At 46.1% G+C, this 19,166-nt stretch carries 15 protein-coding genes, 1 tRNA gene and 1 pseudogene; 5 read left to right on the forward strand and 12 right to left on the reverse strand.

Annotated features, from left to right (window positions below):
- Position 1 precedes the first annotated feature (1 nt).
- The gene (locus AABA11_RS13750) at positions 2–2,467 is read left to right on the forward strand and encodes a YbcC family protein (protein ID WP_338268796.1); all 2,466 of its coding nucleotides are present in this window, start codon (positions 2–4) and stop codon (positions 2,465–2,467) included.
- Positions 2,468–2,474: 7 nt separating this feature from the next.
- Here the strand turns inward: AABA11_RS13750 and AABA11_RS13755 are convergent, their stop codons facing one another.
- From AABA11_RS13755 to AABA11_RS13780, 6 genes are all read right to left on the reverse strand, one after another.
- Positions 2,475–3,692 carry an MFS transporter gene (locus AABA11_RS13755; protein WP_338268798.1) on the reverse strand — a complete coding sequence of 406 codons (1,218 nt, stop codon included), beginning with the start codon at positions 3,690–3,692 and terminating at the stop codon, positions 2,475–2,477.
- 84 nt (positions 3,693–3,776) lie between these two features.
- Positions 3,777–6,701 carry a secretin and TonB N-terminal domain-containing protein gene (locus tag AABA11_RS13760; protein WP_338268800.1) on the reverse strand — a complete coding sequence of 975 codons (2,925 nt, stop codon included), beginning with the start codon at positions 6,699–6,701 and terminating at the stop codon, positions 3,777–3,779.
- Between the two features lie 101 nt (positions 6,702–6,802).
- Entirely contained in the window at positions 6,803–7,786 is a 984-nt protein-coding gene (locus tag AABA11_RS13765; protein ID WP_338268802.1) for a DUF4880 domain-containing protein, read from the reverse strand.
- A 5-nt stretch (positions 7,787–7,791) separates the two neighbouring features.
- Positions 7,792–8,310 (reverse strand): sigma-70 family RNA polymerase sigma factor, encoded by a 519-nt coding sequence (locus AABA11_RS13770; RefSeq protein ID WP_338268804.1) that lies wholly within the window; start codon positions 8,308–8,310, stop codon positions 7,792–7,794.
- 101 nt (positions 8,311–8,411) lie between these two features.
- Positions 8,412–9,077, reverse strand: coding sequence for a glutathione S-transferase family protein (locus tag AABA11_RS13775; protein WP_338268806.1), 666 nt, complete (start codon positions 9,075–9,077; stop codon positions 8,412–8,414).
- A 130-nt stretch (positions 9,078–9,207) separates the two neighbouring features.
- Positions 9,208–9,639, reverse strand: coding sequence for an Lrp/AsnC family transcriptional regulator (locus AABA11_RS13780; RefSeq protein WP_338268808.1), 432 nt, complete (start codon positions 9,637–9,639; stop codon positions 9,208–9,210).
- A gap of 149 nt (positions 9,640–9,788) precedes the next feature.
- Between AABA11_RS13780 and ctlX the strand changes: the two genes are divergently transcribed.
- Positions 9,789–10,700, forward strand: coding sequence for a citrulline utilization hydrolase CtlX (gene ctlX, locus AABA11_RS13785; protein WP_338268810.1), 912 nt, complete (start codon positions 9,789–9,791; stop codon positions 10,698–10,700).
- Positions 10,701–10,745: 45 nt separating this feature from the next.
- Here the strand turns inward: ctlX and AABA11_RS13790 are convergent, their stop codons facing one another.
- The 3 genes from AABA11_RS13790 to ttdA are packed head-to-tail and all read right to left on the reverse strand — an operon-like array spanning position 10,746 to position 13,114.
- The gene (locus AABA11_RS13790) at positions 10,746–11,573 is read right to left on the reverse strand and encodes an isocitrate lyase/PEP mutase family protein (RefSeq protein WP_338268812.1); all 828 of its coding nucleotides are present in this window, start codon (positions 11,571–11,573) and stop codon (positions 10,746–10,748) included.
- A 36-nt stretch (positions 11,574–11,609) separates the two neighbouring features.
- Positions 11,610–12,218 (reverse strand): L(+)-tartrate dehydratase subunit beta, encoded by a 609-nt coding sequence (ttdB, locus tag AABA11_RS13795; RefSeq protein WP_338268814.1) that lies wholly within the window; start codon positions 12,216–12,218, stop codon positions 11,610–11,612.
- On the reverse strand, positions 12,215–13,114 hold the full coding sequence (gene ttdA, locus AABA11_RS13800; protein WP_338268815.1) for a L(+)-tartrate dehydratase subunit alpha: 900 nt from the start codon (positions 13,112–13,114) through the stop codon (positions 12,215–12,217). The genes ttdB and ttdA overlap by 4 nt, the downstream gene beginning before the upstream one ends.
- Positions 13,115–13,221: 107 nt before the next feature.
- Here ttdA and AABA11_RS13805 point away from each other — a divergent pair, with 107 nt between their 5' ends.
- Complete coding sequence (locus tag AABA11_RS13805) at positions 13,222–14,136, forward strand: LysR family transcriptional regulator (RefSeq protein WP_338268818.1); 915 nt, start codon at positions 13,222–13,224, stop codon at positions 14,134–14,136.
- A gap of 46 nt (positions 14,137–14,182) precedes the next feature.
- Here AABA11_RS13805 and AABA11_RS13810 read toward each other — a convergent pair whose 3' ends face one another.
- Complete coding sequence (locus AABA11_RS13810) at positions 14,183–16,150, reverse strand: tripartite tricarboxylate transporter permease (RefSeq protein ID WP_338268820.1); 1,968 nt, start codon at positions 16,148–16,150, stop codon at positions 14,183–14,185.
- A 15-nt stretch (positions 16,151–16,165) separates the two neighbouring features.
- Positions 16,166–17,143 carry a Bug family tripartite tricarboxylate transporter substrate binding protein gene (locus AABA11_RS13815; RefSeq protein ID WP_338268822.1) on the reverse strand — a complete coding sequence of 326 codons (978 nt, stop codon included), beginning with the start codon at positions 17,141–17,143 and terminating at the stop codon, positions 16,166–16,168.
- Positions 17,144–17,367: 224 nt separating this feature from the next.
- On the opposite strand from AABA11_RS13815, the pseudogene AABA11_RS13820 reads away from it, so the two are divergent.
- Positions 17,368–18,339: pseudogene (locus tag AABA11_RS13820) on the forward strand (IS5 family transposase).
- 185 nt (positions 18,340–18,524) lie between these two features.
- Here the strand turns inward: AABA11_RS13820 and AABA11_RS13825 are convergent.
- Positions 18,525–18,601, reverse strand: a tRNA-Arg gene (locus AABA11_RS13825).
- Between the two features lie 224 nt (positions 18,602–18,825).
- Here AABA11_RS13825 and AABA11_RS13830 point away from each other — a divergent pair.
- Positions 18,826–19,155 (forward strand): c-type cytochrome, encoded by a 330-nt coding sequence (locus AABA11_RS13830; RefSeq protein WP_338269696.1) that lies wholly within the window; start codon positions 18,826–18,828, stop codon positions 19,153–19,155.
- Positions 19,156–19,166: the final 11 nt, after the last annotated feature.

The raw sequence follows: 19,166 nt of genomic DNA on the forward strand, positions 1-19,166 counted from the left end.
CATGGACATCAAGACAACATCGACATTAAACATGCAACAAAAAGACCTATTGCTTGATGCGGCCAACACGATCGCGCCCCATTGGCCATTGGATAAACTGATCGCGGTGAACCCGCTGTGGTCATGGGTGCATAGATCCTTTGATGAAGCCGCCAACACGCTGTCCGCCTTGGCGGGCATCAAAACGTACTTGCCGATTGATACCTATCGCAGTTGGTTCAATGAAGGCCGAATTTCGCAGGATTGCCTTGTGAAAGCCGCCCAACATTATGATCTCAACGTCGCGCCAGAAGCCTTATTAGAAGCTCTATCGCAAACCAATAGCCAACCCCACGACCAACCCATACCGTGGCGCAACCTTGCCGATCTTGCCGACCAACAACGCCCTGCCAATAAAATGTCTTGGCATGATGAAATCACCCATCAGGTTAGCCAGTTTTGCGCGGCACATTATCAACAACAAAGCCCAACTCTGCGACAACAGAACCTCGACAGCGAACTCGATCTTTACAGTCATTGGCTAGAAGTCACCAATGAAGATAAAGGTTTGAGCATCATCATGGGCGAATCCAAGCTAACCGATTTCTTCCATCTCTTACCCAGTGACAAAGACGCTTTATTTGCTCTCGTCATCGAAGAATTGGCCTTGGACGATCAAGCGCTGCATTTTTACGCACAAGCATTGTTGCAAGACATCAATGGTTGGAGCAGCTACTTGGCTTACTTAAATTGGTCGAAAGACGATAACAACGACAGCCTTGCTCATGAAAATCATGTAGCGTCTTTGCTCGCCATCAAAATGGCGTGGGAATGGGTTATTTGGCGTTACCTAAAACACACATCGCCTGAATTACACACCGCCATAGAGTCAAATTGGTCAGCGCAAAAAGTCGCCATTCCAGAGTTAATTCAAGCCCATCACAAGGCGTTATTACCCCCCAAAATTTGGGCGTTGGCATTAGAATACAGCGAACAATCCGCATTGAATCGAACGCTGAAAGCGAAGAAGCCTTCGTTAGAAAACTCATCCAGACCGGAGCTACAGGCCATCTTTTGTATCGACGTTCGTTCCGAAGTCTTTCGTCGTGTATTGGAAAAACAATCCGATCACATTCAGACGTTGGGCTTTGCTGGATTCTTTGGCTTGCCCATCGAATACCAGGCGAAGGACAGTCATTACGCCCGCCCGCAACTTCCCGGTTTGCTGTCTGCCTCCATCACCGTCACGGAATGCACCAGCGACCAAGACCACGTTCACCACCAACAAAAAGAAGCCCGTTGGCACCGCTGGGGACACGCCGCGCCCGCCTCCTTTTCCATGGTGGAATCCATGGGCTGGTGGTACGCCTTTAAAATGTTCAAACAAACCATCTTTTCCAAGCGACAAGAACACCCAGCTAACCGCCTCGCACCAAACACAGGCTGGGAATTGACTCAGCAAGGTGTTGCTTTAACCGACCAAGACAAAGCCAATTTGGCAAAAGGCATTTTAGACGCCCTAAAACTGACACACTACGCGCCCATCGTTATGTTAGTCGGTCACGGCAGTCACACCAGTAACAATCTCCATGCGGCAGGATTAGAGTGCGGCGCCTGCGGTGGTCAAAGCGGCGAGGTCAACGTTAGGGTATTGGCGTCATTATTGAACGACAGTAAGGTACGCGCCTTACTCAACGACATGGACATCCATATTCCGAGTGACACCCGTTTTGTTCCCGCGCTGCACAACACCACCACAGATCAAATAACCTGCTTTGACCAAATAAAAGGCTCGAAAGGCAGCGACAGCAAAATAGCAATCGGGTTGAAAGAAACAGGCTGGTTTGACAAAGCCAAAAGCGCAGCGCAACAAGAACGAGCAGCAAAGTTAGACACGTCCTTGCTGAATGCTTCCGACAAACAACGTTCGAAAGCGTTTACCAAACGCGCGAACGACTGGTCACAAGTGAACCCTGAATGGGGGCTCGCCAATAACCAAGCGTTTATTATCGCGCCGCGCCAACAGACTCGTCATCTTGACTTACAAGGCCGCAGCTTTCTGCACGATTATGACCAACACAATGACCCTGACTTCAGCATTTTAGAACGCATTCTTACCGCGCCCATGCTGGTCACTCACTGGATCAACATGCAATACAATTTATCCGTGACGGATAACTTCAAATTCGGCTGCGGTAATAAAGTGCTGCATAACGCCGTTGGCGGCAACATTGGTGTGTTTGAAGGCAACGGCGGGGATTTGCGCATCGGGTTGTCCATGCAATCGTTACACAATGGTCAACAATGGATGCACACGCCGGTTAGGTTAGCGGTTTATGTGGCAGCGCCTAAAACCGCCATCGAACAGATCGCCGCCAAGCATGACATTGTTAGACAACTGATCGATAACGGCTGGCTGTATTTGTTTCATTGGGAAGGCGACAATATCCAGCGCTTTTACCAACAGCAATGGCAAGCACCTGAATAAAAAACCCTCAAGCCACAGCGGCACGCAAGCGTGCCACCGGACGCTCATCAATCACAATATGGATCAGGGCGGTAATCAGCGCGATCACACACGCCGCCCACCAAACCACGTCATAGGATCCGGTTTTATCGTACAAATAACCGCCTAGCCATACACCGCAGAAAGAGCCTAATTGATGGCCTAAAAACACAATCCCATACAACAATCCCATGTAACGCAGACCAAACATTTGCGCAACCAATCCCGATGTCGGTGGCACGGTCGCCAGCCACAACAATCCCGTCACAATGGAAAAGATGTACACGGACACGCTCGTCATCGGTAAAGTCATAAACAAGGCAATCGACACGGCTCTTAACGCATAAATAATGGTCAGCAGTTTTTTCTTCGAATACTTCCCAGCCCAGCTACCTGACAACAAGCAACCAAAAATATTGAACAACCCGATGAGCGCCAAGCTCGCAACGGCGATATCCGACGAAAACCCCTGATCCGATAAAAAAGCAGGCATGTGAACCGTAATAAACGCCAACTGAAAACCGCACACGAAAAAGCCAACCACCAGCAACCAATAATGAGAATACGCGCTGGCTTCATTCAACGCCTCTCTCATGGTTTGTGCGGCTTCTGGCATGGAATTGCTGTTGGCCGAGTTTTTTTCTTGGCGAAATGGGCTAGACAACAGCACCATCATCAAAGCACAAACGGCCATCAGCACCAGCGCATTGCTCCAGCCATACGCAGCAATAAACTCTTGTGCGACTGGGATCACCAACAATTGCCCAGCAGAACCCGCTGCACTGCCCAAGCCCAAAGCAAAAGAACGTTTTTCTGGCGACACCATTCGCGCCATCGCAGGCAAAACCACCCCAAAACCCGTCGCCGCGATGCCCATTCCCATCAGTACGCCAGCGCCCATATTAAGCCCCAACACACCGTCAGCACCTGACGTCACATACAATCCCAGCGCGTACAAAGCAGCGCCAATGAATAAGGTTTTTAAGGTGCCGTAACGATCGGCAAATGCCCCCGCAATCGGCTGAAATAAGCCCCAACACAGGTTTTGCAAGGCCAAAGCAAAAGCAAAGACTTCACGCCCATAACCGAACTCTAGAGAAATCGGCGCCATAAAAAAGCCCATCGATGAGCGTAGGCCAAAGTTAAGCGCTAACAGCAAACAAATAAGCGCTATGGAGACACTGAGTAACTTCACGGGACGCGACATGAACATGTTCCTAATAAGTGGGATAAATCCTATTAATCGTTCCACATCATATTCATGCCTCCGCGATAAGTCGAGCGAGAGTCATTACTCTTTGGGACGGAAGAAGCCAATGACCCGGTCATTAAATGACAAGTGCTCCACAAAAGCGTTTAGCTTGGCTTCGCTCAATGCCAGTGACAGTTCATCCATGTCATTTAAATATTGGGCATTGCCATAAAATCGCTCACTCAATTCCAAACGATGGGATAACGTGCCGTCAAAATCATTGGCCAAGCGGTTCTGTTCCACATCGGCAAACGCTTCTTGTATTTCACTTGCCCATTCCGCCGTCACCATAGACGGCCATTGCGCCAATACGTCTGTTGTCATTGTTGCTAAATCATCCAGTCGTGCTGGCGCACTGGAATATTGAATCGATAATTCGGCACGGTTGGTTTCTTTATTTAATTCAAGGCCGACACGTACGCTGTATACGCCTTGCACTTCGCTGCGCAAGCGTTGCTTTAACATGGTTTCTAAGCGCTCGCCCAAATACGTCAGTTGCAGCGCCGCCGAAGGCGACCAAGGAACGGCCTGATAAGCGTAAAATCGATATTCTGCTTTTGGTTCCGTGTTCAGCGACAGATCAACAACACGATTGCCCGCCAACTGTAAAACTGGTGTGGTTTCGTCGTTTACTAACGCAGACTGGGACAACTTCGATGCTGATAAATCACGAGGCACCGTGGCCAGATATTGCTCGACTAAGGCTGTAATATCACTTTCTGGTAATCGCGACACAATAAAATATTGCACAGGCAACGCCACCTGTTTTTGGCGAGTTTGCTCTAGTTTCTCTAAGGATAGCGGCGCTAAATCAGCGACCGTCAAGGTCACATTGTTTGACTCAAAACGCGCCTTGGCGATACGACGAGAAAACGCTTCAATGGGTCGAACCACGTCAACACTGGCATTTCGTTTCAAACTGGCCATTACCGTGTCGTAGACATCATGATCAATGTGAGGGGTCACTTGATTGACATGATAAAGTCCCAGTAACGATTCAATTTTTTCATCGTCAATCGAAGCTCGATACACCAAATTTTGTGCCTTTTGTTTCGAAGACAATGACACCTTGTTGTCTTTGCGCCACTGTTGAAACTCGTCATCACTCCAACCGTACACGCCGGTGGCCTCCGACATTTGTACCGCTATTTGTTCAGCCCAAGTGGAACCTTGCTTGACATGATAACCAGCGGCGGACACCGCCGTGAAATAGCTTTTGGTTCCCTCACCTGATGCTTCTATCTGATAACGTTCAGCCAGAACAGTGGGATCAAGTAAGGTAAGAAAGTCGCCATTGGATAACGACCAACGTGACACGCCCAATTCCACATTTCTCGACGTAAGCGTCACCGTTCCCTTTTGGGTTACCTCGGGCAAGGTCTTTGCTGCCACAACGTGTTCTGTTTGTAACGCCGCAAGCGGACGTGATTCCATCTCTTGAAAAATGTCATCAATGGACTCAACGCTTCCAATATTCACCGCTTTTCCGCCCACCGCTTGCGTGTATAAAATACGATCTGGCGAAGACAACCACTGTCTCAGTCGTGCATTCACATCGGCTAACGAGATGCTGTCGACCAAACGTAAGATACGATCATTACTTTGCTGAGGATCTGGCAGCACCTTATCCGACGTCACGGCTTCCACCATTTTGATCGACCAAATAGTGCCCCTGTTTTTCGCGGCGTCTTTGTTTCGCTTTGCAATATCCGTGACCTTTTGACGAATCTGATCAAAATCTTCTGGCCAAAATCCGTACAGCATGGACACGCCAACGTCCAAATTTTGGCTGGCTTTGTAATCAAACCTGGCCATGGCATTATCGACCGTATCATCGTACTCCACGCCTTGTTTGCCATAGACAGTATTACCGATGTTTTTCACATAACTCTGATCAAAAGCCGACGTTGCCCTTGATGCGGTAAATGTCATCCCCAGTTTATCGGTAATGCCCTGAGCACCTGTTAATGTAAGGCGCTGCTTTAAATATTCTGGCGTATACTCGCCTTCGATCGAATCACCATCCGCTAAGTCTTCCTCTAAATCTTCATCTGCGTGCATTTCATCCCATTCATCCTTTGAGATCGCATACTTAACAGACAAATAATCTTCGCCATCGTACCGTTTAAGAGTGGAAGAAATGACACCACCAAGAAAACCACCAAACTCAACTGGCACGTTAGAGTCGTAAACAGTGACAGACTCAAGTGCATCGGGATCCACATAATAACTTTGAGAAGAACTGCCCGACAGCATACTCAAATTTGTCGGAGAAATGGGATTAGAATAAGTGTCTTCAGAATCCCCTGGGTTCAAATCATTATTGGCAGACATGCCGTCGATCACGTAGGAATTTTGATAATGAGATTGACCGTGAATGGACACTTCATCTGGACGCATACTGGCGCTGCTCGCAGACGTACTGGAAGATCGGCTGAATCGAACAGCCCCATTGCCTTTCAATAAATCCGTCAGATTGGACGTGTCGCCCGCCATACTTTCTATTTCACTTGAGCTAAGCACATTTTTACCCAGCGTCGTCGTGCTTCGGCCACTCTCCACCAACAAAGGCGACATCGTAATGCCGTTTTCATCTGTGCTCACCGCATTGGGATCAATCAGAACAACGCTGTTTCCCTTGCCCTGAACATAAGATAACCCCGTTCCCAAAAGCAACAAATCCAATGCTTGCGTCGTTGAATATTCCCCTTTGAAGCCCAGTGTACGCTTGCCCGACAGCAGCTCTGCGCTGCCTCCCAAATACACACCAGACATGGCAGCAAAGGTATTTAACGCTTGCGCTAAGGCTCCCGCCGGCACATCGTAATAACGCACACTGACCGAACTGACTTCGGCATACACAAAAGAGGGAACCGCAACGCCACTGGCAAACGCGATGCTTGCTGATAACAGCGTCAAGGCACTACGGCGTTTCAAAACATGCACTGAAGGAGTAAATCTCATAAAAATCCCGTAATAATAATGCTTATTACTACTATTACCGAATGAGAGAATAAAAAGGGGACATAAAAAAAGGCATGAATGAACGTTTTTTTCAAACAACGCTAAGCGACCGTGATACTCGTCCACCAAGGAAGAAGTCGTTTGACCTGAATATCAAAGGTGTTTTCCAGCATATCAAAAACCAAGTTGGCATCTTGAGTTGGAAATGTACCAACCACTCTAAGTGACGCCACTGCAGGATCTAGATTAATAAAACCATGACGATAGCGCCCTATTTCCGCCACAAATTCCGCCAATGGCATGTCATCAACAATCAACAACCCATTTCGCCACGACTCATACATGGCCAATACAGGCTGCCGGTCTCCGACCATATCCTTCGTAAAAATGGCCTGCTCTCCGGCGCGAATCACCGTCTGATCGTTGCGCCCCAGCGGAGAAAGCGAAACACGGCCTTCATATACCGCCAACACCGCCCCTTGATTGGGAAGGTGACGCAAACAAAAGCGAGCGTTCTCTGCGGTCGAAGTCATAAGCGCGTGTTTGCATGTCACACTGAACGGTCGACTATCAGACCCATTGGTAACATGAAACAAAGCCTCACCGTCTAACAAAGCAAAATTCCGATTGCTCGAAGCAACACGATTCAGTGCGCTGTTGGTGTTCAGCCAAATTTTATTGCCAGCGTCTAAATCGTAAGCCGCCACTTGCCCAACTTGGGTATGAAAATCCGCCATCCAGGCAGACGCTATTCTGGGCAACGGTGTTTCGTTCCACCCCATCCAACCCAATGCCGCAACGCCCGTTACGCCTAACACGCCTTTCATCAACTGACGACGGTTCATGAAACCACCACTCTCCAACACATAGCCCGCAGACTGACGCATGGCATCATTTTGGAAAGAAGAAAACATCGCTCCAACTGACTCCACCTGAGACCACGCTTTGCGGTGTTCTTCACTGTCATTAAGCCATTGCTGCCACGCGACTCGATCCGCCTCAGAAACGGGCGGATCCGACAGTACGGCAAACCATTCTGAAGCGGCTTCTAATTGAGCAAAGTTGGAAGGTTGAGAAGACGTCATAACACCTACAGAGACAAATCGGATTTAAACAAGAGACATTGCAACATAGCCTGCGCCATATAACGCTTTACCATACGTTCTGACACCGACAAACGTTCGGCTATTTCTCGATAAGTGAGGCCATGCAGCTGAGATAAAATCAGCGTATTAGCTACTTTTTTGGGGAGTTTTGCGATCATCGCATCCAGCTCGCACAGCAGTTCAATCATCGCTGCCGAATGCTCCGCCGAAGGTTCAAATTCCTCTTCGCGATGCGCCAACGACTCAAGCCAAGCCTGTTCGACTTGCTTGCGTCGCCAGTGATCAATAAATAAGCCCTTGGCAACCGTGCTTAGAAAAGCTCTCGCTTCTGAGATTGTTGAAAAATTTTTGGGCTTTTTCAACAATCGAACAAACGTGTCTTGGGCGATATCGGCCGCCAAATCATGGCTGCCTAATCGGTGTCGGATCCATCCTGTTAACCACGAACTGTGTTCCACATAAAGCTTCCCTACATCTTGAGAAGCCGGGTGATCAGGATTCATAGACCCATTCAACCTCATTCATATCTAACAAACTAAGAAGCCGGCAAGATACAATAAATGAGAATGAATATCAATAAATAGAACAAACTGTAAGCAGTTTGCTACAGCGTAGTAAAAGCACCGCCTTTTGCTAATGCTCTTTGATAAGAAGGCACAGCTTCAATTTGTTTAATAAAACGCGCAATGTTCGGAAAGTCTTCCAAGCTCATACGCGTACTAGAAGCTTGCAATGGAAAGCTCATTTGAATATCGGCAGCGGTCAATTCCTCGCCCACAAACCAAGTATGCTCACCGAGCGTCTTTTCGATAAACAGCATTTGCGGCTGAATGCGCGGCATAATGAACTTTTCTTGAACCTTATCCGTCAACGCCTTAGCAACGGGTTTCACAAAGAAAGGCATAGGGTTCTTCGGCACCTTCATCATCACCAGTTTCATCACCAGCAAAGGCATCAACGAACCTTCGGCAAAATGCAGCCAATATCGATAATCCAACAAAGCCTGCCCATCGGTTGGTTTCAAACGATTCACCGGATCATATCGATCCAGTAAATACTCAATAATAGCGCCTGACTCCGCGACCGTTAAATCACCGTCTGTAATCACCGGAGACTTACCCAACGGGTGTATTTTTTTCAATGACTCAGGGCCTGCTGCGGTGTCCGGATCACGCTTGTATTCCACAATCTCGTAATCCAATCCAAGCTCCTCCAGCAACCATAAAATACGCTGTGAACGGGAGTTCTCTAGATGGTGAACCGTGATCATATCCTCTCCTTATAGCCCAAACGGGCAGCAATACCATGACTGTTTACATGACAACTTGTACGGCCTAAAACCGAAAACAGTTTACCCAGACGCACAAACAACCAAAAGAATATTACTCAACAACCAATGATTATAGACTCGACAACAAAATACTGGTTTCGCTGTTTAAAATACCATCCACTTCACGCACATGACGCAACACGCCATCAAACTCGCTTAGACTGCTGGTTTGCAATTCAGCAATCAAATCCCACGCCCCGTTCGTAGTGTGCAATTTCACCAGCTCAGGAATGCCTCTCAACTTTTTAATGACTTGTGAGGTCGACTGACCCGCCACCTCAATCATCATAATGGCTCGAACCGCTTCTTTTTCAATTTCTTGGTGTACGCGAATCGTAAAACCCAAAATCGCCCCACTAGAAATCAGTCGATCAAGACGATTTTGCACCGTCGCACGCGATACTTTTAACGTGTCGGCCAAATAGGAGATCGACGCACGGCCATCTTTGCGCAATTCAGCAATAAGCGCGCTGTCCAACGAATCATAAATATAGGGTTTCATGCATACCTCATCAAACATTTTGCTAACAAGATACTAGCAAAGCGCCAAAAATACAGTCTTTTTATATAAATTTCTGACATATTAACTGGCTCACAAAGCCCCTATCCTATTTTCATTCGCTAACCAGCCCAATTTAAATAGGTAAAATCATGTTGCTTCAATCCCACTCTCAAGCCCCTAACACAGTGGTGCTTATTCGTCCTCATCACTTTGTTTCAAACCCGCAAACCATGGAAGACAATGCGTTTCAAAAAGCGACCTCGCATCCAACGCCGTCGACACAGGCCTACCAAGAAGTCACAAACTTGCATCAAGCTTTACAGCAACAAGGCGTCAGCGTTCACCTTTTTGAAGACGAAACAGCGCACACGCCCGACTCGGTTTTTCCCAACAACTGGTTCTCGACACACAAAGGCAACACCCTCGTCGCGTACCCAATGTATGCACACAACCGACAAATGGAATACCGCCAAGACATCATCGATTTTTTGAGCAACGCCTACGCATTTCACAACCACATAGATTTACGACATCACGTCGACCAACGCCTTGCTTTAGAAGGAACCGGATCAATTGTGTTTGATCACATTCATCGACTAGCCTATGCCGCACAGTCAAAACGCACCGATGAACAACTGCTCAACCAACTCTGCCAACAGATCGGTTACGCTCCCATCATGTTTGATGCCAGAGACAAAAACGGCAAACCGATTTATCACACCAACGTGCTCATGTGTGTTGCGACGCACTTTGTGATGATCGGAATGGACATGGTCAATGCCGCAGACAAAGCAAAGCTCTACCGGCACTTTAGTCAGACAGGAAAGAAAGTCATTGAATTAAGCCATGACCAGATCGGCCAATTTTGCGGTAACGCCATAGAACTGCAAGGCACAAATCAGCGATTCTTAGCGCTCTCACAAACCGCCTACGCGGCACTCAACAGCGACCAAAAAACCACCATAGAATCCTTCGTGACACTGGTACCCTGCGCGATTCCAACCATAGAATCCGCCGGCGGTTCAGTACGCTGCATGATCGCAGGCATTCATAGAGAGTGAGAAATGAGTGGTAAATAAAAAAAAACAGCCAATGCATTAACAAAGTCACAGATCCATGTAACGCTTGGCTGTCACATCAAGTTTCTTAACCTTAGAGTACAATGTGATGATGTCTTTACCCGTAATATCTCGTTTCTTATGCTCAAGTATGTCTTGATAAGCGTGAAACATACTTCGAACAGAAGCCTCAAAAGCATGATGCCCATTCAATAATATTTTTACACCTCCCGCTTTAAAACTACGGTAATCCTTACGACTCGCTGAGTACGAAATAAGCATTAAAGGCTTACTGCTAATTTCGTTCAAGATACGCAAATCTGAAATTTGTACATCACCAAAAATACATATCCCATCAACCTCAGTTTGAGCGTATGCTTCAATTCGCTTCAAAAGACTGGGAAAGCCTTCAGACGAATTCATTTTAGTTCTGGCTATTATCGAGAATTTACTACTTTTTCTGGCCTCTAGCGCCGCCAATAATTTATCCCTGTGCTCATCGAGCGCAGCAAGGCTGTGACGGTTTTGATATTGAAAAGGCAATATAGAGTCCTCCAGTGTTACTGCGGAGGCACCTGCAAACTCAAGTTCCTGAATAAGTCGTTGTGTATTGAGCGCATTACCGTACCCTGAATCTCCATCAACAATAATTGGTAGTTCAGACTGAATGCATATACGCCTAACCGTATCCACTAATTCAGACATAGTAATCAAACCATAGTCTGGTGAAAGGTTCACATTGGCGGCAACAACAGAACCACCTACAACACCACACTTAAAACCAACATCATGCGCAATCGCAGCACTCAAAGGGTTAAAAACGGACGCCGCTGGGTAAAAGTTACTGCCCGTCAATATATCAATAATATGTTCCATAAAATTACCCCCGAAGTAACTGCGGGGGTCTCCCAACTACTTAATGAACTTCACTTTTTCATGAATACGGTCAAGAATTGCACCTTTTCGTTCGTTGAATGTCTTTTTATTCTGTTCAAAAAGATTGTTACCTTTAGTATCGATAGAAATAATGAGGGGGCCAAATTCTTTTACTCTATTAACCCAAAGTGTTTCAGGCATTCCCAAATCACGCCACTCAGCGGCTTCAATGGCTTCTACCTTGGTGGCTGCTACTACTGCACAGCCACCCGGAAATACTGCATGAACAGCCTTGTTTTCAAAGCAACCAGCAGCGGTTTCCTCTCCCATGCCACCCTTACCAATGATCATTTTCACACCGGTTTCAGCGATAAACTGACGCTCAAATTTCTCCATTCTCATACTGGTCGTTGGACCAATTGATACCATTTCGTAAGAGCCATCATCCTTTTCCCGCACAATGGGACCAGCATGGAATATTGCTCCGCCACGCACATCTACTGGTAATTGTTGTTTTAACTCTATCAAGCGACGATGAGCCACATCACGGCATGTCACCAGACGACCAGTCAAATATACAATATCCCCTACGTTTAATTCCGCTAGTGCTTCATCCGTAATCGGAGTTGTTAGAATTTTTTTCATAGTGTCACATCCTCATGCGAAATGATTTCGTAGCTAAGATCGGATTGGAACTTAATCGTTCCGCGGCGATGTGCCCAACATCCCGTTGATACAGCGACACCGATGGTAGATGGATGACGGGCGGAGGACTCAATGTTTACCCCCATGACCGTATTGTCGCCGGTTAATCCTTGAGGCCCAATACCCACTTCATTTAGACCATCCTCTAATAACTGCTCCATCAACGCTGCATTTTCATTTGGATTACTCGTATCTATTGGACGTAGGATTGCTTTTTTTGATAAACGTGCTGCGGTTTCTACCGATGTGGAGACGCCGACTCCCACTAACAATGGTGGACACGCGTTAATACCGCGAGAGGTGATAACATCAAAGACAAAGTCTGCAATCCCTTCGTAGCCCTGCCCTGGCATAAGCACTTTTGCGTGGCCGGGTAAAGTACAGCCGCCACCCGCCATGTATACTTCAATGGTGGCTGTATCATCGTTAGGAACAATATCCCAGTCCAACCAAGGGATCTTTGAACCTGTATTGGTACCCGTATTTTTTTCGTCGAATGTTTCCACCGCATTATGACGTAAAGGTCCTTTTTTAGTGGCCTCTAGCGTTGCAGTGCGCAAGATGTCTTCTAACTCACCAATTAATGGGAACTTAGCACCTATCGTTAAAAAATATTGAATCACGCCCGTATCTTGACAGCTGGGACGATCTAATTTATCCGCAGCTTCTTGGTTCTCAGCCATGGTGTCGTAGATTTCAATGGCCATTGGATTCTTTTCTTTTTTTCTTAATTCTGCCTGCTTCTTCTTTACATCTTTTGGTAGACGTTTACCGATGTAACTGGTGAACTTAGCCATGACATCAGACATGTACTCTACAGAGTTTTCGCTGCTCATATTTTCTCCTTAATGGTTATTATGATAAGGCTGGTGATATGATTGTATGGATATGACAACGAATTAGTTAAAAATAAAAGACAGATACTTTTTCCTGAGGGGAAATTATGGACCCAAGTTCTGAGTTCGACTTTTTCATCACATTAGCCAAAAATGGCTCAATGTCTGCTACGGCTAGAGAGCTCAATTTAACGCCTTCAGCTGTCACTAAGCGACTGAATAACCTTGAGTCCAGACTTGGTGTGAGAATGGTTAATCGTACAACTAGACGCATCAGCTTAACCAATGATGGTGAGGTGTACTTAAAATATGTAAAAGATATCAAGGCAAAAATAGAGGAGATGGAGGCAGCGGTGACAAACCGTCGTCTAACTCCAAGAGGATTATTGCGGGTGAATGCGCCTTTGGGGTTTGGCAGGAATTACATTGCGCCGATTTTGTCGGAGTTTTTAATGGAAAACCCTGAAGTCGAAATTCAACTGATGTTGACTGACCGACCTATCGTCTTACCAGATGAGTCTGTCGATGTATGTATCCGTTTTGGACAACCGCCAGATTCAAGAGTCATAGCACGTAAAATTGCACCAAATCGTCGTTTAGTGTGCGCCTCACCGACTTACTTTAATCGTTTCGGTAAACCTGGCACCCCTGCAGATTTGATGTCTCACAACTGTATTATCATCAAACAAAATCAGCAAGTGGCTAGTGCTTGGCGTTTTTATAAAGATAATCATGAAGAGGTGGTCAAAGTGACGGCCAATATGATCACCAACGATGGTGAGATTGCGTTACGTTGGGCATTAGATGGACATGGTATTGTTATGCGCGCAGAATGGGATTTGGCGAAATATATTCGTCAAGGAAAATTGGATGAGATTCTTACTAACTATGAAACTCCAGAAGCAGACATTTACGCTGTTTATATGGAGCGCTTAAACCAGTCCGCTAAAGTCACTCGTTTTTTAGATTATTTACAGGACTCGTTTTTAAACAATGAAAACAAAGAAAGGTCCTTTTGGTAGGACCTTTCTTAGATTAGCGACTTAGCTAGGTTGCTATTTTATTATGTTAGAACAATATGCCAGTAGGCATACGGAGCAACAACACTTCTTTCATCAACAAGTAAAACGCCGCCACAATTACCACGGATAACGAGACATTGCGCAACATGGGCACTAACCTAGGTTTATCAAAGTTGGCGATGAACATGATGCTGATAAATGCCAACAATGAAGAGAATACAAAGCCTAATGTTGACATGAACAGTGTCCATAAACCTATGACGACCACGACCGATATTTGCCGACGTGTCGGCATAACCCCCAACTCTGCTAACGGTACTGAATGTGCATTTCTTAATACACGTAACAGCAACATCGTGGACAAGCCCAACACAGCGTACAATATATAACTTGGAAACACCGCACCTAAAGTAGACATGCCATCAATTTGATACAGCAGTACGCCACTGCATACCATCATCGCCAGTGTCAAAATGAGGGTAGCAGATTTGTTCTCAGCAACCACGTCCTGTAACTCATCTTGAACCTTGGCTTTCTTACGGTGAGCCATCCAAAGAGGATAAATCAACGCAAACACAGCACAGACAATGATCCCAATCGAAATCGGCCGACCAAAGAACATTTCCATCACTCGTCCTTGTGCTGAGCCAATCAAATAGGTCTGCACAAAGCCCTGCTCAGCGATTTTGCCTAGTACCAACCCCAATACAATCGGTGACGCACTGAAGCCAAATTTAGCCATGACCCAAGCCAACACACCTAGAGAAAACATGACAAATGTATCATGCGGATTGCTATGAATAGCGTAGCTACCGATGACCGTTAAAAAAGCGACGGTTGGCACCAATAACTGCTTTGGTGTTTTAGCAATCGATTTGTAGGCGTATTTACCTAGTATGAGACCGACAGGTAGCATTAGTAACGTTGCAATCAGCAAGCCATAGATAAAGGTATATACGATGCTTCCCTGCTCAGTAAACAAAGTTGGGCCCGTTTTAATCCCTTGAACCAACAAAGCTCCTAAAATAATGGCATCCGGTGGTGTTCCAGGTATACCCAAAACCAAAGTTGGAATAAACCCACCGCCAACAGTCGCATTATTAGCCGATTCGGTGGCAATAATGCCATCCGGTGCGCCGTTGCCAAATTGATCTGACTCTTTAGAACTGCGACGAGCTTCCGTATACGCCACCAAACCTGCAATAGAACCGCCAGCACCCGGTAAAATGCCCACGACGGTTCCAATGATCGAACTGCGTAGCAAGTTAAACTTCCGCTTAGACACCAAACCAAACGCCGCCTTCAGAGAGGATTGCTCCTCAGCCTTGGCAAAATTCAAATGCGGGGTGTTTGATGCCACCAGGTCAATAATCACTGGCATACAATACAAACCAATGATAGCCGAAGTGATATCGATACCACCTAACAAGGACACCTGATCAAACGTAAAGCGAACATCACCGCCAACGACAGCCACCCCTACCGTTGAAAGGATCAAACCGATGCAGGCACCGATCAAACCTTTTATGGTATTGCCAATTGATAAGGCTGAAATCAGTGTTAAACCAAATACCGCCATCCAGAAGTATTCTGCCGGACCAAAAGCTAATGCCACTTCGGCTAACGGTGGTGCCAATAGCAATAGCGAGATGGCACCGACCACCCCTCCCCCTACTGAGGCAAGTGTGGCCAATGAAATGGCAAGTGCCCCTTTTCCTTGTTTTGCCATCGGATAACCATCAAATGTGGTTGCAATGGCAGAAGGTGTTCCAGGTGTATTTACCAAGATAGCGGCAAAGGACCCGCCATAGATGGCTCCGGTGTAAATTGCCCCCAACACGATGAGGCCAGAAGCTGGCCCCATCACATAGGTAAATGGCACTAATACAGCGACAGCCATAGTCGCAGACAGACCAGGCATAGCGCCGATAACTGTCCCTGCGATCACGCCCACCAATGCAAGCATCAGATTCAATGGTGTGAGAGCTTCAACTAAATAGCTAAGTAGTTCCATTTCTATTACCTACTTCTATTTTGTTAAACCGAGTAACTGTGCAATACCTTCGTATTCCTCTTGATTGGCATCCATAAACGAATCTATTTGTTCGTATGGTATATCCATTAGCACAAAACCATTGTCTTCCATTTTTTTAATAAACTCTGGGTCGCTATTAATATCACCGATGATATTTGACAATTTTTGACGGATATCTTCTGGGGTCGATTTCGGCACAGCGAGACCTCGATACGCACCGCCCACTAAGTCAATACCCAGCTCTTTAAAAGTCGGCACATCAGGAAAGGCTTTCATACGTTGTTCCGCTGACACTGCCAACATGCGCAACTTATCTCCAGCGCTGGTACCAGAAGTGGCATAGTTAAAACCCGCGGTTAATTGGTTACCCATCAGAGCCGTCATGGCAGGACCTATGCCACTAAAGGGGACGTAAGTAGTCGTTACCCCAGCCATTTTATCAAATAGGGCTTGACCAATATGGTTCGCAGAGTTTGAACCAGAACCTGCGAACGTCACCATGCCCGGATTCTTTTTGGCATAATCGACTAAGTCAGATAGCTGTTTCAATTGACTGTTAGCCGGAACAAAAATGGCATTAGGCGTGTAATGAAAATAGTAAATTGGTGTCAGTTCCTCGGTTTTATAACCCGAATCTTTGACTATAGGCTGCATGATAGTGTGAGGAATATTAATACCCATCATAGTGTAACCATCACCTTCCATACCATTTAATTGAGACCATGCAACCGCACCACCCGCACCTGGCATGTACTGGATCACTGTTTTAACATCTGCATGTTTCTCAAACACTGTTTGCTGGAAACGAGCAGAAAGATCCGATTCACCTCCGGCATTGAATGGCAAAATGTAATTAATGGGCTTGGATGGAAAATTTTCTGCAGCAACAGACGCCATTGGAAACGATAATGCACCTAAAATAGCGGTTGCAAGAATAGGTATAGTAAAACGAGCGATTTTATTTTTATTCATTATGTGACCCTTATTTGTGATTAACTAGCCAAATCACTATAACCAGAAACGTATTCCCTTACACGATCTAAGGGTTAAATCTTTATTCACTTTTTTTCAACAATAGATGCTGCCTTTCGGACAAGATACATATTTCCATACCGCAGTTGCAGGCTAAGGAAACTGCGATTAAGTCCCCATTATGAGACAATACCCATCTGACCATTACCTCAAGACCGAATGACATGAATCAGCTCTCTTTCGCCGACACCGAATTTACCAGCAAACGCCGTACAACCCGTAAAGAACTTTTTTTAGGGCGTATGAATGAACTGATTCCTTGGCAACAGCTTGAAGCTCTAATAGAGCCTTTCTATCCAAAAGCCGGTAATGGCCGACGTCCGTATCCGCTTGCTACCATGTTGCGTATTCATTTTATGCAGAACTGGTACAACATGGGAGACCCTGCAATGGAAGACGCTCTTTATGAGATTACCTCTATGCGGCTTTTTGCTGGGTTATCCTTAGAAGGTGCGATACCTGATCACACAACTATTATGAATTTCAGGCACTTACTGGAACAGCATAAGCTTGGACGAAAACTATTTAAAGAAGTCCATAAATGGCTATCAGACTCAGGTATTTACTTCAAAGAAGGCACCATCGTTGACGCGACTATTATTGAAGCCGCTAGCTCGACCAAAAATAAAGCCAAGTCACGAGACCCAGAAATGCATCAGACTAAGAAAGGCAATTAATGGTTCTTCGGACTCAAAGCGCATATTGGTGTGGATGCGAAACGTGGTCTGGTTCATAGCTTTACGACCACATCAGCCAATGAGCATGACCTTAACCAGCTCCCCGAGCTCATGCATGGAGAAGAGTCATTTGTATCGGCAGACTCAGGTTACCGTGGCGTAGAAAAGCGTGAGGAAAACAAAGATAAAAAGTTGGATTGGTTGATTGCAGAAATGCCAAGCAAGGTGCGGGAGTTGAAGAAGCACCCTCGTATTAACAAACTCCCCATTAAGACTGAGTACATAAAGGCCAGTATCAGAGCGAAAGTAGAGCATCCGTTTCGGATATTGAAATGTCAGTTCGGATTCCGAAAAGCGGTTTATAAAGGGCTATCAAAGAATGACAATAAGCTCGCCGTGCTGTTTGCACTTGGAAATTTGGCTCGAATAGAACAGATGATACGCTCTGAACGGGGTTAATCCGTCTAGTTGACGGGAAATAAGTATAGAAATGCTTAATTGAACACCAAATATGCTCAAAATCTGTGATGTTAAGTCGCTAATCTAAAACTAAAGAGTTTATTGAGAAACTGACAAGCTTGTTCGCAGTTTCCCTAGAGGAAAGCAATAAACTAGGATAAATCAATACATTGTAAGGATTTGAATGGTACGCCCGAGAGGATTTGAACCTCCGACCTTCGCCTCCGGAGGGCGACGCTCTATCCAGCTGAGCTACGGGCGCATTAGGGTTGTTCGGCGTGGATTGGATTGCAAGACGCAAAGTGTGCCAGAACAAATTTGTGTGCGTATTCTAATGGAAATTCCTCAGGATTCCAGTGCTTAATGACACAAAGCCTGAGTTTCGTGTTTTTTATACACGTATCCTTCATTTACCTGATGGAAAAAGTCGAGGATAATCGCTCAATCTTTTTTACTCTGTGATGTCCATAAGGAATGCCTGTGTCGATGCCATTTCCGCTGTTCAAGCTCGCTCACGTTATCCGAATCGTCTCGGTTGTGCTACTTTTCTGCGTCGCAAACGCCAATGCCGCACGCTCTGGCGATGCGTTATACAACAGCTATTGCATTGCCTGCCATATGAATGGTGTGGCGGGAGCGCCTAAATTGGGTAATAAAGCAGATTGGCAACCAAGAATAGACAAGGGCATGGACGTTTTACTAAAAGACGCGATGAGCGGATTCAGAGCCATGCCACCAAAAGGATTGTGTTTTGATTGCACTGAAGACGAGCTTCGCAGTGCGATTCAATACATGATCGACAACAGTCAAAAATAACCCTTTTGACT

Origin of the sequence: Marinomonas pontica (assembly GCF_036322735.1) — a bacterium.
In the GTDB taxonomy this organism is placed as follows: domain Bacteria; phylum Pseudomonadota; class Gammaproteobacteria; order Pseudomonadales; family Marinomonadaceae; genus Marinomonas; species Marinomonas pontica.

Bases quoted from the DNA above. Each gene is read 5' to 3' on its own strand.
- AABA11_RS13755 (WP_338268798.1), bottom strand. From the start codon at position 3,692: ATGTCGCGTCCCGTGAAGTTACTCAGTGTCTCCATAGCGCTTATTTGT.
- AABA11_RS13770 (WP_338268804.1), bottom strand. From the start codon at position 8,310: ATGAATCCTGATCACCCGGCTTCTCAAGATGTAGGGAAGCTTTATGTG.
- AABA11_RS13805 (WP_338268818.1), top strand. From the start codon at position 13,222: ATGGACCCAAGTTCTGAGTTCGACTTTTTCATCACATTAGCCAAAAAT.
- AABA11_RS13790 (WP_338268812.1), bottom strand. From the start codon at position 11,573: ATGGAACATATTATTGATATATTGACGGGCAGTAACTTTTACCCAGCG.
- AABA11_RS13775 (WP_338268806.1), bottom strand. From the start codon at position 9,077: ATGATCACGGTTCACCATCTAGAGAACTCCCGTTCACAGCGTATTTTA.
- AABA11_RS13750 (WP_338268796.1), top strand. From the start codon at position 2: ATGGACATCAAGACAACATCGACATTAAACATGCAACAAAAAGACCTA.
- AABA11_RS13815 (WP_338268822.1), bottom strand. From the start codon at position 17,143: ATGAATAAAAATAAAATCGCTCGTTTTACTATACCTATTCTTGCAACC.
- AABA11_RS13780 (WP_338268808.1), bottom strand. From the start codon at position 9,639: ATGAAACCCTATATTTATGATTCGTTGGACAGCGCGCTTATTGCTGAA.
- AABA11_RS13810 (WP_338268820.1), bottom strand. From the start codon at position 16,150: ATGGAACTACTTAGCTATTTAGTTGAAGCTCTCACACCATTGAATCTG.
- AABA11_RS13830 (WP_338269696.1), top strand. From the start codon at position 18,826: ATGCCATTTCCGCTGTTCAAGCTCGCTCACGTTATCCGAATCGTCTCG.
- AABA11_RS13760 (WP_338268800.1), bottom strand. From the start codon at position 6,701: ATGAGATTTACTCCTTCAGTGCATGTTTTGAAACGCCGTAGTGCCTTG.
- AABA11_RS13765 (WP_338268802.1), bottom strand. From the start codon at position 7,786: ATGACGTCTTCTCAACCTTCCAACTTTGCTCAATTAGAAGCCGCTTCA.
- ttdB (WP_338268814.1), bottom strand. From the start codon at position 12,218: ATGAAAAAAATTCTAACAACTCCGATTACGGATGAAGCACTAGCGGAA.
- ttdA (WP_338268815.1), bottom strand. From the start codon at position 13,114: ATGAGCAGCGAAAACTCTGTAGAGTACATGTCTGATGTCATGGCTAAG.
- ctlX (WP_338268810.1), top strand. From the start codon at position 9,789: ATGTTGCTTCAATCCCACTCTCAAGCCCCTAACACAGTGGTGCTTATT.